12 protein-coding genes and 1 pseudogene are annotated in these 13,441 nt (G+C 68.5%); 9 read left to right on the top strand and 4 right to left on the bottom strand.

The genetic code is table 11. From position 1 onward, the window contains the following. Positions 1 to 44: 44 nt before the first annotated feature. Entirely contained in the window at positions 45 to 971 is a 927-nt protein-coding gene (locus tag H7J06_RS16520) for an SDR family oxidoreductase (RefSeq protein WP_264040050.1), read from the bottom strand. Positions 972 to 1,041: 70 nt separating this feature from the next. Here H7J06_RS16520 and H7J06_RS16525 point away from each other — a divergent pair, with 70 nt between their 5' ends. Together H7J06_RS16525 and H7J06_RS16530 are read left to right on the top strand one after the other, a co-directional pair. Further along, on the top strand, positions 1,042 to 1,968 hold the full coding sequence (locus H7J06_RS16525; protein ID WP_264040052.1) for a dienelactone hydrolase family protein: 927 nt from the start codon (positions 1,042 to 1,044) through the stop codon (positions 1,966 to 1,968). 99 nt (positions 1,969 to 2,067) lie between these two features. After that, on the top strand, positions 2,068 to 2,562 hold the full coding sequence (locus H7J06_RS16530; RefSeq protein ID WP_264040053.1) for a hypothetical protein: 495 nt from the start codon (positions 2,068 to 2,070) through the stop codon (positions 2,560 to 2,562). A 4-nt stretch (positions 2,563 to 2,566) separates the two neighbouring features. Here the strand turns inward: H7J06_RS16530 and H7J06_RS16535 are convergent, their stop codons facing one another. Both H7J06_RS16535 and H7J06_RS16540 read right to left on the bottom strand, forming a co-directional pair. Then, positions 2,567 to 3,850 (bottom strand): cytochrome P450, encoded by a 1,284-nt coding sequence (locus tag H7J06_RS16535; protein WP_264040054.1) that lies wholly within the window; start codon positions 3,848 to 3,850, stop codon positions 2,567 to 2,569. A 16-nt stretch (positions 3,851 to 3,866) separates the two neighbouring features. Continuing rightward, entirely contained in the window at positions 3,867 to 4,262 is a 396-nt protein-coding gene (locus H7J06_RS16540; RefSeq protein WP_264040055.1) for a hypothetical protein, read from the bottom strand. A gap of 94 nt (positions 4,263 to 4,356) precedes the next feature. On the opposite strand from H7J06_RS16540, the gene H7J06_RS16545 reads away from it, so the two are divergent. From H7J06_RS16545 to H7J06_RS16565, 5 genes and pseudogenes are all read left to right on the top strand, one after another. Beyond that, positions 4,357 to 6,285 (top strand): flavin-containing monooxygenase, encoded by a 1,929-nt coding sequence (locus tag H7J06_RS16545; protein ID WP_264040056.1) that lies wholly within the window; start codon positions 4,357 to 4,359, stop codon positions 6,283 to 6,285. A 108-nt stretch (positions 6,286 to 6,393) separates the two neighbouring features. Next, complete coding sequence (locus tag H7J06_RS16550; RefSeq protein WP_264040057.1) at positions 6,394 to 7,182, top strand: class I SAM-dependent methyltransferase; 789 nt, start codon at positions 6,394 to 6,396, stop codon at positions 7,180 to 7,182. A 1-nt stretch (position 7,183) separates the two neighbouring features. Further along, the gene (locus H7J06_RS16555) at positions 7,184 to 8,071 is read left to right on the top strand and encodes a TIGR03854 family LLM class F420-dependent oxidoreductase (RefSeq protein ID WP_264040058.1); all 888 of its coding nucleotides are present in this window, start codon (positions 7,184 to 7,186) and stop codon (positions 8,069 to 8,071) included. A gap of 252 nt (positions 8,072 to 8,323) precedes the next feature. Continuing rightward, a pseudogene (locus H7J06_RS16560) lies at positions 8,324 to 9,072 on the top strand (class I SAM-dependent methyltransferase); the annotation flags it as partial. Further along, entirely contained in the window at positions 9,051 to 9,818 is a 768-nt protein-coding gene (locus tag H7J06_RS16565; RefSeq protein ID WP_264040060.1) for an SDR family oxidoreductase, read from the top strand. The pseudogene H7J06_RS16560 and the gene H7J06_RS16565, both read left to right, overlap by 22 nt. 19 nt (positions 9,819 to 9,837) lie before the next feature. Here H7J06_RS16565 and H7J06_RS16570 read toward each other — a convergent pair whose 3' ends face one another. Further along, on the bottom strand, positions 9,838 to 11,022 hold the full coding sequence (locus H7J06_RS16570) for an NAD(P)/FAD-dependent oxidoreductase (protein ID WP_264040061.1): 1,185 nt from the start codon (positions 11,020 to 11,022) through the stop codon (positions 9,838 to 9,840). Between the two features lie 131 nt (positions 11,023 to 11,153). Between H7J06_RS16570 and H7J06_RS16575 the strand changes: the two genes are divergently transcribed. Then, positions 11,154 to 11,891 (top strand): TetR/AcrR family transcriptional regulator, encoded by a 738-nt coding sequence (locus H7J06_RS16575; protein WP_264040062.1) that lies wholly within the window; start codon positions 11,154 to 11,156, stop codon positions 11,889 to 11,891. 34 nt (positions 11,892 to 11,925) lie between these two features. Beyond that, positions 11,926 to 13,440, top strand: a complete 1,515-nt coding sequence (locus tag H7J06_RS16580) for a flavin-containing monooxygenase (RefSeq protein ID WP_264040063.1) — start codon at positions 11,926 to 11,928, stop codon at positions 13,438 to 13,440. The last annotated feature ends 1 nt before the right edge of the window (position 13,441 follow it).

The following is a 13,441-nucleotide window of genomic DNA, read 5'->3' on the forward strand; positions in this document are numbered from 1 at the left end:
ACGCACCCGTGTCAACGAAATCGTGAACAGATCTCCGAAATTGTCTACTGCTCGGCCCATGCGTCGGGCTGGCGGCCGTCTACGTCGGTGAAGCCGTACTCCCTGGCGAGCTGCACCGAACTGGCGGAGCGCTGATTCCACCGCGCCCGGTCGGGGTCGGCCGCGATCGCCGCGACCCCCCGGCCCAGGAAGAGCGGCGTCTCGGATTCGGTGAAGGACGGGGGTGCGACGGGCCCGCCGTCGGCACGGCACGGGTCGAGGGCGTCGCGCCAATTCGTCGCGCTGACCCCGTAGTTCTCGAGCATCATCTCCGAACGCAGCCACCCGGGCGTGACGGCCACCGCCGTGCAGCCGAACGGCGCCAGGTCGTGGCCTTGGCTGAACGCGATCCTGTTGACCGACACCTTGGCCAGGTCGTAGAAGGCCGACAGCCGATAGTGGTGCGCGTTGAACTCGGCCGTCCCGTCGGTCACCTCGACCAGGAGGCCACCGGGCCGGGTGACCAACAGGGGCAACAAGCAGTGCGACGTGATGAGGTGGGTGTCGACCCCGAGTCGGAGGATTCGAAGTCCGTCGGAGAGGTCGTGCTCCCACATCGGCCGATCCCACGTCGACGGTGGCCCCTTGAGGTTCTCGGCACCCCAGATGTCGTTGACGAGCACGTCGACGACGCCGTAGTCGGATCGCAGCCGTTCCGCCAACGCGCGCACCTGAACCACGTCGAGGTGATCGGTCGGGATCGCGACGCCCACGCCACCGAGTTCATCGACGAGTTGTGCTGTCTCCTCGACGGTTTCGGGTCTGTCGTAGTCGGAGCGCAGGTTCACCGTAGAGCTGGTGCGACCCGTGCACACGACCGTGGCACCCGCCTCTCCCAGCGCGGCGGCGATGCCGCGGCCCGCCCCGCGGGTGGCCCCGGCCACCACGGCGACGCGCCCTGCGAGAGCGCGGTTGCCCGCCGGGTTGATCATGACGTCGAGTATCGGTGGTCGGAGGCGTCCGTCATCGCAAGTTGGAAAATCTGCGGGCATACTCGGTTTCGTGACTCCGCTGCAGCGTTACATCGCCGAAGAGATCGCAACCGACCACGTCGAGGGGTTGATGTCCCGTCGCGAAGCGTTCCGCAGGCTCGCGCTGATCGGCGTCGGCGCCGCGGCGGCGTCCTCCCTCATCGCCGCGTGCCGTTCGGCGGACAAGCCCGCCGACGGCACGCCCACCGCCGACGCGCCGGTGACCTCCAGCGGTGCGGCAACGGAGAAGGCGCCTCCGCCGGGGATCGAGAACGCCCTGCAGACCGAGCCCGTCACCTGGGCAGGCCCCCGCGGCGAACTTCAGGGGGCGTGGGCCGCGGCCCAAACCCCCAAGGGCGCGGTCCTGGTGATCCACGAGAACAAGGGGCTCACCGACTGGGTGCGTTCGGTCGCCGGGCGTTTCGCCGGAATCGGCTACTCCAGTCTCGCGGTCGACCTGCTGTCGGCCGATGGCGGCACGGCGGCATTCACCGACCCGGCCGAGGCCACCGCCGCGCTAAGCAAGATCTCCCCGGAGGACTTCGTCGCCGACATGAAGTCGGGGGTCGAGGAACTGCAGCGCCGCACGCCGGGGGTGAAGGTGGCCGCCGTCGGGTTCTGCATGGGCGGTGGCCTGGTGTGGCAACTGCTCGCCTCGGGAGAGCCGCAGTTGGCGGCCGCGGTGCCGTTCTACGGGCCGACGCCCGACAATGCGGACTTCAGCGGTTCCAAGGACGTGGCGGTGCTGGCGTTCTACGGGTCCAAGGACGCCCGGGTGACCGGCACCAAGGATGCGGCCCAGCAGGCACTCGACAAGGCCGGCGTCGTCAACGACCTCGTCGTGGAACAAGGCGCCGACCACGCGTTCTTCAACGACACCGGCGAGCGCTACGACCCCACGGCCGCCGCGGACGCCTGGCAACGCGTGCAAGCGTGGTTCACCAAGTACGTGGGGTAGCACCACCCCTACGACGCGGTTTGAAGATCGGCCGCGCCGGGCAACCCACCTTCCAGCGAGCGCGTCAATAACTGGCGCGCCGAGTCGAAGGAGCCGGACATGAGCACCAACACCGTCATCGCCATCGTCGTGGCCGTCGTGGTGGTCCTGCTGTTGATCTTGGGCCTGTCGTTCATGGCGCGCAGCGCGCGGGACAAGAAGCGCCGCGCCGAGGCCGACCGGATCCGGGATGAGGCCCGCGAGGAGAGCGCGCGGGTGGAGAAGCGCGAGGCCATCGCCGCCGAGACCGAGGCCAAGGCGCGCGCCGCCGCCGCCGAAGCTGAGGCCAAGGCCGCCGAGGCGGCCCGGCTCAGCGACCGCGCCGCCAGCCACCGAGACGAGGCGGCATCCTCACGCGAAGAGCTCGATTCGAAGTTCCAGCACGCGGACTCGCTGGATCCGCGCCGCAAGGACGACGTGGACGCCGCGTATGCCGCCGCCGAGAAGGAACGGGCCAAGCACGAGGAGCTGAACGCAACGGAGCGCACCGAGCACGACGGGCTGCACCCCACGGAGCGTACCGAGCGCGACCCGCAGCATCGCGTCGTGAACTAGGAAGTCAGTTCGGCGGAGACCACGCGACGGGCAGTCGCTTGATGCCGTGGATGAACGCCGACTGCAAGCGGGCTGGATCCCCGACCGCCACGAGGTCGGGGATCTGCCTGTGCAGCTCCTCGAAGGCGACCGTGATCTCGCGACGCGCCAGATTGGCCCCCAGACAGAAGTGGGCACCGCCGCCGCCAAAGCCGACGTGCGGGTTGGGATGTCGTTGCACGTCGAAGGTGAACGGGTCGTCGAACTTCGCGTCGTCCCGGTTGGCCGACCCGTACCACAGCGTCACCTTGTCGCCCACGGCCAGGCGCACGCCGCTGAGCTCCGTCTCCTGGGTGACCGTGCGCCGCATGTACGCCACCGGCGACGCCCACCGCACCACCTCCTCGACGGCGGTGGGCGCGACGGCGTCGTAGTCGTCCCACCAGAGGTCGCGCTGCTCCGGGTACCGGCTCAAGGCCAGAACGCCGTGGCTGATGGCGTTGCGGGTGGTCTCGTTGCCCGCCACGACCAGCAGGATGAAGAAGGACGCCACCTCGGCCGAGGTCAGACGCTCACCGTCGAGCTCGGCCTGCACCAGGCTGGTGGTGAGATCGTCGCCGGGCCGGGCCCGCCGGTCGTCGGCGAGGGCGGCGGCGTAGGCGCCGATGTCCATGGCCACCTTGACGAATTCGTCGAAGTCCGCGGTGATCTCGGGGTCGCCGAAGCCGAGAATCACGTTCGTCCAATTGAAGACGTTCTGATGCTCCGCCTCGGGAATGCCCATCATGTCGCAGATGATCTGAAGGGGTAGCGGCCCGGCGAGCGCGGCCACCAGATCGCACGAACCGTCGGGGTGGTCGGTGATCATCGCCTGCACCAGTCGGCGGGCTCGGTCCCGGACGGAGTCCTCGATCCGCGCGAGCACCCGTGGGGTGAAGGCACTTCGGACGATGTTGCGAAGACGGGTGTGGCGAGGGTCGTCCATGGCGATCATGGAGCCGAAGTACTCGGCCAACTCCGGGGACTGGTCACCGATCACGATGCCCTGCGCTGAACTGAAGATCTCCGGGTGCCGGCTGGCGTGAAACACGTCGTCGTACCGGGTGACGGCCCAGTGCCCCCTGCCCTGTTCGAACCCGTCCTGGACGAACTCGGGGTGCTTGGACACCGGTGCCTCCCGGCGCAGCGTGGTGAACGCACCCTCGCGCACGTCGTCGTCGGCGGCCCAGAAGTCCCACGACCCGAGGTTGACTTCGGACAGCGCGACGTCGGGCGGCGGAGCTCCGTTGACAGGTGTCGAGATACTCACGTGGCCGAGCGTAGCGTCAGGGCCGCGCCTCGTGCCCCGATCGGCCACGAGTGCGTCGCTCCTCCTTCATCTTCGCCTCGAACAGGTGCCGTTCGCCCCCGACGAGCTCGTCGCGGACTCGGCGCTCGTGGTCGCGGAAGGTGCACCAGTAGTCGTCGTCGAACTCCTCGACGATCTGAAACGTCCACCGCCCGTTCAGCACGTTGCGTCCGACCAGGTCGATCTCCAGACGGTCGGCCACGTCGCCGTGGCCCGCCTCGCGTAATTCGTCGCAGGCGTCGCCGAGGGTCAGATCGGCGTGTCCCATCAGTTGGTGAAACGAGTACAGGTGCCCGCGGGCGCGTTCGACGAACTCGAGGGCCTCGGAGACCTTGCCGACCGCGGCGACGGTGTCGTCGTCATTGACTGTCACGCAGAGCAGTTACCCGGTGCACCGCCCGCCCAACCGGACGCCGCATTCCGGCGATGGCCTGCGCGGGGCGGGTGGTCCGTGGTAGCACCGACGGGTGCGCAACCCACATGCAGGACAACCGTTTACGACCTCCGACGCGGAGATCGCAGAGGCGCTCCTCGACGTCAGCATCCCGACTCTGATGCTGACGCTGGTCCACATGTCGGGTGATCCGACCCTGATCCGCGGCGCACTCAAGCCCGCCGGACTGTTCCTCAACGAAGTGCAGGGCTACATGTCGTCCGACGACAAGGCGGCGGCTCGGGCCGTCGCGCTGCGCGTCATCGGCGACTACCGCGATCGCGGATGTCCCGACCCGGAACCGGTCGACGGCGAACTGCTCAAGGAGATGATGGAGTGGCTCGTCTGCGAACCCGTTCCCGACGAGTACGTGCCGATGCTGCTCGAGGAGATGGAGCTCGACGGTAGGGACGGCCGGGCCACCGGCTCCGCCGCATCGGCGGCCGCGCGCGAGGACTTCCCCGTCGTCGTGATCGGCTGCGGAGAGTCCGGTCTGCTGGCCGGCATCCGGCTCAAGGAGGCGGGCATACCGTTCACCATCGTCGAGAAGAACGCCGGCCCCGGCGGCACCTGGTATCAGAACACCTATCCCGGCGCTCGGGTGGACGTCGGAAATCACTTCTACTGCTACAGCTTCGAACCGACCGACCAGTGGACGCACTTCTTCGCCGAGCAACCCGAGCTGCAGGCGTACTTCCAGCGGGTGATGGACAAGCACGACGTCGGACCGCACGTTCGGTGGCAGACCGAGGTCGTGGACGCCACGTGGGACGACGACGCGGCGTCGTGGACCGTTCGCACCCGCGGAGCCGACGGCGCGGAGTCGACGCTGCACGCGCGGGCGGTGATCAGCGCCGTCGGGCAGCTCGACCGCCCGCACGTGCCGCCCATAGCCGGCCGGGAGTCGTTTGCCGGCAAGGCATTTCACTCGGCGGAGTGGGATCACTCGGTCGACCTGCGAGGCCGGCGCGTGGCGATGATCGGCGCGGGCGCCAGCGGGTTCCAGATCGCACCGGCGATCGCCGACGAGGTCGCCCACCTCACCGTCTTCCAGCGCACCGCCCAATGGATGTTCCCGAACCCCAACTACCACGAGGCCGTCGGGGCGGGGGTCCAGTGGGCGCTGCGCCACCTGCCCTTCTACGGCCGCTGGTACCGGTTCCTGTTGTTCTGGCCCGGCTGCGACAAGGGGCTGGCGGCGGCACGCGTGGACCCCGACTATCCCGATCAGCGGTGCGCCGTCAGCGAGATCAACGAGATCACCAGGGTGATGTTCACCGAGTGGATCACGAGCCAGATCGGCGACGATCCCGAGCTGGCGGCCAAGGTCGTGCCGGACTATCCGGCGACGGGCAAACGCACCTTGCAGGACAACGGCAGCTGGTTGACGACGCTGACCCGCGACGACGTCGAACTGGTCCGCACCCCGATCGACCACGTCGAGGTAGACGCGGTGGTGACACTCGACGGCACCCGCCACCCGGTCGACGTCATCGTCTACGCCACCGGCTTTCGGGCCGGGGAGCTGCTGTGGCCGATGACGGTCACCGGTCGAGACGGCCACGACCTTCGCACCCAGTGGGGGGAGCGACCGGCGGCCTACCTCGGCATCACCGTCCCCGGCTACCCGAACTTCTTCTGCATGTACGGTCCCGGCACCAACCTGGCCAGCGGCGGCAGCCTGATCTTTCACTCCGAGTGCCAAATGCGCTACATCTCAGGGTGTTTGGCGCAGTTGATCGACGGCGGGCATCGATTCATGGAGCCGCGCCGGGACAAGACCGACGACTGGGTGCGGCGCAGTCAGGAGGAGATGCGCACAATGGTGTGGTCACAACCGTCGATCGAGCACTCGTTCTACAAGAACAGCCACGGCGAGGTGTACACCCTGAGCCCGTGGCGACTGGTCGACTACTGGGCCTGGACGCGGGTCCCCGAACCGGACGACTTCGTCTTCGGCTGAGTCACGCGGCCGGACACGCCTCGACGACGGCCTTGATCCGCTCCAGGGTCGTCATCAGCCCCTCGCTCAACACTCCCGGCCGCCGTGATCAGGTGTCACCATAGGCGGGTGGCGGACTGGAACGGAGACGAATACGCGGAGCTCAGCGGGTTGCAGCGGACCATGAACACCGAGGCGATGGCCTGTCTGGAGTTCCGCCCCACCGACCGCGTCCTCGACATCGGTTGCGGCGACGGCTTTCTCACCGCGGCGATCGCCACCCTGACGCCGCACGGCGTGGTAGTGGGGGCGGATCCCTCGCACCGCATGGTGGCCACCGCGGCCGGGTCGACCGCAGCCGCGGGCGCCCGGCCGTGCTTCGTCGTCGCCGACGCTCGGGCGCTGCCCTTCGGCGAGGCCTTCGACGCCGCGGTGTCGTTCAACGCCCTGCACTGGGTTCCGGAACGAGAACAGGAACTGGCCCTGAGCCAGATCGCCGCCGTCCTCAAACCCGGGGGATCGCTGGTGGTTCAGGTGGTCTGTGCCGGTGCGCGGCCGAGCCTGGAGGACGTGACGACCACACTGTCGCACCAGCCGCGGTGGGCGCCGTGGTTCTACGGCGTCGACCCGCCCTTCACCCACGTGGATCCCGACGGCTACGGAACCCTGGCGGCGGGTGCCGGGTTGGTCCTCGACGAGCTCGCCGTCACCGATCGTCAGTGGGACTTCGGGTCGCGCGCGGCACTGTTGCAGTGGTCGGCGATGGGATCCACCGCCTGGACCGACCGGTTGCCCGACCGGCACCGCGCGCGTTTCGTCTCCGAGCAGGTGGACGCCTACGAGTCCGTCGCCGGCACCGCCGGGCTCTTCCGCTTCATGCAGATGCGGGCCCGGCTGCATCGCGGGCAGACTGGGTGAGGTGAAGATTCGATTTGGCGTGGGCCTCGGCTCGGGCCCGGAGGCCAGTCCCGCCGAACTCCCGCACCTCGTCGACCGGCTCGAGGCCGCGGGCATCGATTCACTGTGGTTCTCCGAACTGGTCTACACCGACGCCGTCGACCCCTTCGTCGGCATGGCCTATGCGCTGTCGCGCACCACCAAGCTCAAGGTGGGCACGTCGGTGATGATCCTGCCCGGCCGGCACCCGGTGCTCGTCGCCAAGCAGCTCGCGTCGCTGGCCGCCCTGGCCCCCAAGCGGGTCCTGCCCGTCTTCGGTCTGCGGTCGGCATTGGCCGCGGAGCGCGACGTCTTCGTCGTCCCTGACGGTCAGCGCGCCGCGGTCTTCGACGAAGCGCTCCGCTTGCTCAAGGCGGCCCTGCGATCCGACGGTGACGACTTCACGGGCGACTTCTTCTCTGCGACGTCGATGGCCGTCGGCCCGCGCCCGGCAAAGCCGCTCGACATCTGGCTGGGTGGCTCCGCCCCGGCGGCCCTTCGCCGCATCGGACGTCTCGCCGACGGCTGGCTCGGCTCGTTCCTGACCCCCGACGAGGCCCGGCGCGGCCGGGAACGGATCGAAGCCGCGGCCGAGGAGGCGGGTCGCGCCGTGGAGGCCGACCACTACGGAGTCAACGTCGCCGTGGCGGAGAACGGCATTCCCGACGACGTGGCCGCGGCGGTGCGGGCCCGACGCCCCGACGTGGAGCCCACGGACTTGGTCGCCGACGGCTGGCCCGCGCTGCACCGGATGATCGACGGTTACCTGGAGGCCGGGCTGACCAAGTTCGTCATCCGCCCCACCGGCGGTGTCGGCACCGACGAGTTCGTCGACCGGTTCGCCAGCGAACTGTTGCCGCGGGAGAACTGACGCATGGCCGATGAGCGGTGGGGGCGTCGGTGGCAGAGTACGGCCTCACCGCGGGGCGATTACTGACCTGACGGCCGCCAGCAAACGAGGATTACGGCTTGGTGACGCACCTCGGCGGCGCAGCGAACCGATTATCTGTCGACTTCACGATTCGGGTAGTCTTCGACAGAATTGCGCGGACCTACGGGGGAAGGCTCTCGAGCATGCGGAGCCGCTGCCGATATCCACTCTCCAGACGCCGAAGGCTGAACTGTGCCAGACACGAAGAACGACGACCAGGGCCTGAAGCCACACTTCGAAGACGTGCAGGCGCACTACGACCTGTCCGACGACTTCTTCCGGCTGTTCCTGGACCCGACGCAGACCTATAGCTGCGCCTACTTCGAGCGCGACGACATGACGCTCGAGGAAGCCCAGATCGCCAAGATCGACCTCTCGCTCGGCAAGCTGGGCCTCGAGCCCGGCATGACGCTGCTCGACATCGGCTGCGGCTGGGGCGGCGTCGTGAACCGCGCCGTCCAGCGCCACGACGTCAACGTCATCGGGCTCACGCTGAGCCGCAACCAGCAAGCCCACGTCGAGAAGTTGCTCGCCAACTCCGACAGCCCGCGGAGCAAGGAAGTGCGGCTGCAGGGGTGGGAGCAGTTCGACGGCCAGGTGGACCGCATCGTCTCCATCGGCGCCTTCGAGCACTTCGGCCGCGACCGCTACGCCGACTTCTTCAAGATGGCCTACGCGGCGCTGCCCGACGACGGCGTGATGCTGCTGCACACCATCATCAAGCCCAGCGACGAGCAATTCGCCGAGCGCGGTCTACCGCTGACGATGAACAAGCTGAAGTTCTTCAAGTTCATCATGGACGCGAACCCGGTGTCCAACCGGGTCTACCGGAGGCTCGGCTTCGTACCCGTCGGGGAGAACGTGCAGTACGCGTTCGCCGCGTGACCCGAGCCGGGCCGCGTCGACCAGAATGGGCCCAATGGACTCGAGCTTGGCGGGACGCGTGGCACTGGTGACCGGGGGCGGGCGGGGCCTCGGCCTGGCGATGGCCGAGGCCGTGGCCCGGGCCGGGGCGACGGTCGCGCTCCTGGACGTGCGCGACGAGGTCCACGACGCGGCCGGCCAGCTGGGCGCCGCCACCGGCGCGGACGTCGTCGGGGTCACCGCCGACGTGACCGACGAGGCGTCGGTCGAGGCGGCCTTCGCCGACGTCGCCGACCGCTTGGGGGTCGTCGACGCCTTGGTCAACGCCGCCGGGGTGGCGGACACCACCAGTGCGCTGGACATCACGCCCGAGCGGTTCCGATGGATCGTCGACGTCAACCTGACGGGCACGTTCCTGGTCTGCCGGGCCTTCGCGCGGCGCCTGGTCGACGCCGGCCAGACCGGTTCGGCCGTCACCATCGCCTCGATGTCGGGCCTGCGGGTGAACCGGCCGCAGGACCAGGCCGCCTACAACGCGTCGAAGGCCGGCGTCGCGATGCTGACCAAGAGCCTCGCGGTGGAGTGGCTGCCGCTGGGCATCCGGCTCAACTCGATCTCGCCGGGCTACTTCGCCTCCGAGCAGACGCTCGACGTGCCACGGAACTCACCGGAACAGTTCGCCGAGTGGATGGCGCACACCCCGGTGGGTCGGATGGGGGAGCCGCACGAACTCGGACCGCTGGCGGTCTACCTGCTGGGCGACGCGTCGGCGTACGTCGTCGGCCAGTCGATCGTCATCGACGGCGGCTACACCGCCCTCTGACGGGTAGGCCAAGAAGTGGCTACTTCACCCGGTGCTGCGGGCCCTGTTCCTTCTTGTACAGCGCCTTGAGCATGCGGTCGCGGAAGAACGCGTTGTCGATCAGCTTGATGCCGTTGTTCGCCACGGCGGGGATGCCCGCCAATTTGTGGAAGTAGCGGCCGCGCTTGTACTCCCGGCCCCAGGCCGCTTCCATCCGCTGCGCGTAGTTGGTGAAGTCGTCCGGCCCGCCGTTGGTCAGGGCCGCGATGGCGCACTCACCCGCGGCGAGGCCCGATTCGAGTGCCTTCGAGATGCCCGCACCCGAGGCCGGCTTGCCCGCGCCCAGCGAGTCGCCGGTGAAGAGCACGCCCGGGCGCCACGGCGGCCACGCGGTGAAGCCCATCGGCAACCGCCAGGCCCGCACCAGCTTGTCCTTCTTGAGCTCCTCGATGGGCGGCAGGCCCCAGTCGCGCGGCAGGGTCTGCATGAACTCGCCCATGAAGTGGGTGGCGTTGATCTTCTGCCAGTCCTTGTAGCTGTTCACGTAGCCCAGGCCGATGTTGATGCGGCCACCGCCGAACGGGAACACCCACGCGTAACCGGGCAGCTGGTCGCCGTTGAACTTGAGGTTGAGATAGATGTCGAGGGAGTCGGAGTCCGGCTTGTTGGCCGGCATCTCGGCACGGATCGCGATCGCCGAGTAGCCGTTGTACTCCGAGTCGATCTTCAGGGCCCGCTTGATGGGGGAGTAGGCGCCGTCGGCCGCGATCACGGCGTCGCCGAGGACCTTCTCGCCGCTCTTGAGGACGACGCCGACGACGCGACCGGTGGAGTCGAGCTCGGGGCCCGTCACCTCACACGACTGCCTGACCTCGGCGCCCGCGGCCTCGGCGTGCTTGAGCAGCAGGGTGTCGAGTTGCGGGCGGGGGGCGACGTACCCGTGGTTCGGCATGCCGGGACGGGTCGGGAACGACAACTCCCACTGCGACGGGCTGAAGACCGTCACCCGGTTCACCCGGTGGAACTTGTCGACCTCCTCGGCCAGGCCCATCTTCTGGAGATAGCTGACCGCGCGGGCGGTCAAACCGTCGCCGCACGGCTTGTCGCGCGGGAACTCGGCCTTGTCCAGGACGACTACCTTGGCGCCCGTCTGCGCTGCCTGCCAGGCCGCGGCGGCGCCGGAGGGCCCTCCGCCGGCAATCACCAGGTCGTACCGCTGCGTCATGAGTCTCGTCTCGTATAGCTGGGGTATATCGGCTCCAGATGCTACCCGCGCGGCTCGCCGGGTACGTGCCCTCAGCGCGCACTCTGCGCGGTCTTGGCAGGTCAGCACCGTTCAGCCGGTACAGTGAGTCCGTGCGCAGACCGTCTCGGCCCCATCCGGGCACCCCGCCGGGGGTGAAGGTCGACGCCAGGAGTGAGCGTTGGCGCGAGCATCGCAAGAAGGTGCGCACCGAGATCGTGGACGCCGCCTTCCGCGCGATCGACAAGCTCGGCCCCGAGCTGTCCCTGCGCGAGATCGCCGAAGAGGCGGGCACCGCGAAGCCGAAGATCTACCGGCACTTCACCGACAAGTCCGACCTGTTCCAAGCGATCGGCGAGCGCCTGCGAGACATGTTGTGGGCGGCCATCATTCCGTCGATCAACGTGGGTACCGACCCGGCGCGCGACGTCATCCTGCGCAGCGTCGAGAAGTACGTCCACCTGGTCGACGAGCACCCCAACGTGTGCCGGTTCCTGATCCAGGGTCGATTCGCCGAACAAAGCGAGACGATGCGGGCGCTCAACGAGGGTCGCGACATCACCCTGGCGATGGCCGCCATGTTCAACGACGAACTGCGCGAGATGGAACTCGACGGCGCGGCGATGGAACTGGCCGCCTTCACGACGTTCGGTTCCGCCGCGGCGGCCACGGAGTGGTGGCTGGGACCCGGCCCCGACAGTCCCCGGCGGATGCCGCCGGAGCAGTTCGTGGCGCACATGACGACGATGATGCTGGCGGCCATCTACGGCACGTGTGAGCTGCTCGGCATCAAGATCGATCCTGATCTTCCCCTGCACGAGGGCGTCCGCCGCCGCGAGTCCGTGGCCTGATACCGGTACCCGCGTTCCCAGGTATCGTGGCGGCATGACCATCGCCGAAGAGGCAGGCACCGCCGCCGCGCAGCAGAGCCCCGTCCGCACCCGTGCCGTCATCATCGGCAGTGGCTTCTCCGGTCTCGGGATGGCGATCGCGCTGCAGAAGCAGGGCTTCGGCGCCGGCGACTTCGTCATCCTCGAAAAGGCCGACGACATCGGCGGCACCTGGCGGGACAACACCTACCCCGGGTGCGCCTGCGACATCCCGTCGCTCGTGTACTCCTTCTCCTTCGAGCCGAAGCCGGACTGGACCCACATGTGGTCCCTGCAGCCCGAGATCTTCGACTACCTCAAGGGCGTCGCCGAGAAATACGGCCTGCGCCGGTACATCCGGTTCGGCTCCCGCGTCGAGCGGGCGCACTGGGACGACGCCGAGCTGCGGTGGCACGTGTTCACCGCCGACGGGCAGGAGTACGTCGCCCAGTTCCTGGTCTCGGGGGCCGGCGCACTGCACATCCCGTTGATTCCCGACGTCGAGGGCGCCGACGAATTCGCCGGAGCGGCATTCCATTCCGCGCAGTGGGACCACTCTGTCGACATCGCGGGCAAGCGGGTCGCCGTCATCGGCACCGGTGCCAGCGCCATCCAGCTCGTGCCCGAGATCGTCAAGGACGTCGCCGAACTTCAGGTCTACCAACGCACGCCACCGTGGGTGATGCCTCGGCCCAACAACGCACTGCCGGAGTGGATCCGGCGGACGTTCACCGAGGTGCCCGGCACCAGGGCGGCGATGCGGGCGGTGATCTACTGGTTGCACGAGGTGGTCGGCTTCGGCATGACCAAGCAACCGGCGTTGCTCAGAATCGGTGCACTGCTTGGCAAGTGGAACATCCGGCGTGCGGTCAAGGACAAGGCGTTGCGCCGCAAGCTCACTCCCGACTATCGGGCCGGGTGCAAGCGAATCCTCAACTCCGACACCTACTACCGCGGTATCGCCAACCCGAAGACCCAGGTGATCACCGAGCGCATCACGCGGATGACCCGCGACGGCATCGTCACCGCCGACGGTGTCGAGCATCCGGTCGACGTGGTGGTGTTCGCCACCGGCTTCCACGTGACCGACTCGTACTCCTACGTCGACGTCACGGGTCCCGGCGGCGAGGACCTGGTGCAACGCTGGAACCGCGAGGGCGTCGAGGCGCACCGCGGCGTCGCCGTCGCCGACATGCCCAACCTGTTCTTCCTCCTCGGCCCGAACACCGGCCTGGGCCACAACTCGGTGGTGTTCATGATCGAGGCGCAGATCCGGTACGTCGCGCAGGCGATCGCCGCGGTCGACAAGGCGCGCGCCCAGGCGGTGGCACCCACGCGCGCCGCGCAAGACGCGTTCAACGCCGACCTGCAGGACGGCCTGTCCAAGACGGTGTGGAACACGGGGGGTTGCCGCAGCTGGTACCTGGACTCCCACGGGGTCAACCGGGTGCTGTGGAGCGGCATGACCTGGCAGTACTGGCTGGCGACCCGGCGGTTCAAGCGCGACGAGTACCGGTTCATCGGGCGCTGAC

Source organism: Mycolicibacterium hodleri, assembly GCF_025822245.1.
In the GTDB taxonomy this organism is placed as follows: Bacteria; Actinomycetota; Actinomycetes; order Mycobacteriales; family Mycobacteriaceae; genus Mycobacterium; species Mycobacterium hodleri.

Bases quoted from the DNA above. Each gene is read 5' to 3' on its own strand.
- H7J06_RS16580 (WP_264040063.1), top strand. From the start codon at position 11,926: ATGACCATCGCCGAAGAGGCAGGCACCGCCGCCGCGCAGCAGAGCCCC.
- H7J06_RS16570 (WP_264040061.1), bottom strand. From the start codon at position 11,022: ATGACGCAGCGGTACGACCTGGTGATTGCCGGCGGAGGGCCCTCCGGC.
- H7J06_RS16530 (WP_264040053.1), top strand. From the start codon at position 2,068: ATGAGCACCAACACCGTCATCGCCATCGTCGTGGCCGTCGTGGTGGTC.
- H7J06_RS16520 (WP_264040050.1), bottom strand. From the start codon at position 971: ATGATCAACCCGGCGGGCAACCGCGCTCTCGCAGGGCGCGTCGCCGTG.
- H7J06_RS16565 (WP_264040060.1), top strand. From the start codon at position 9,051: ATGGACTCGAGCTTGGCGGGACGCGTGGCACTGGTGACCGGGGGCGGG.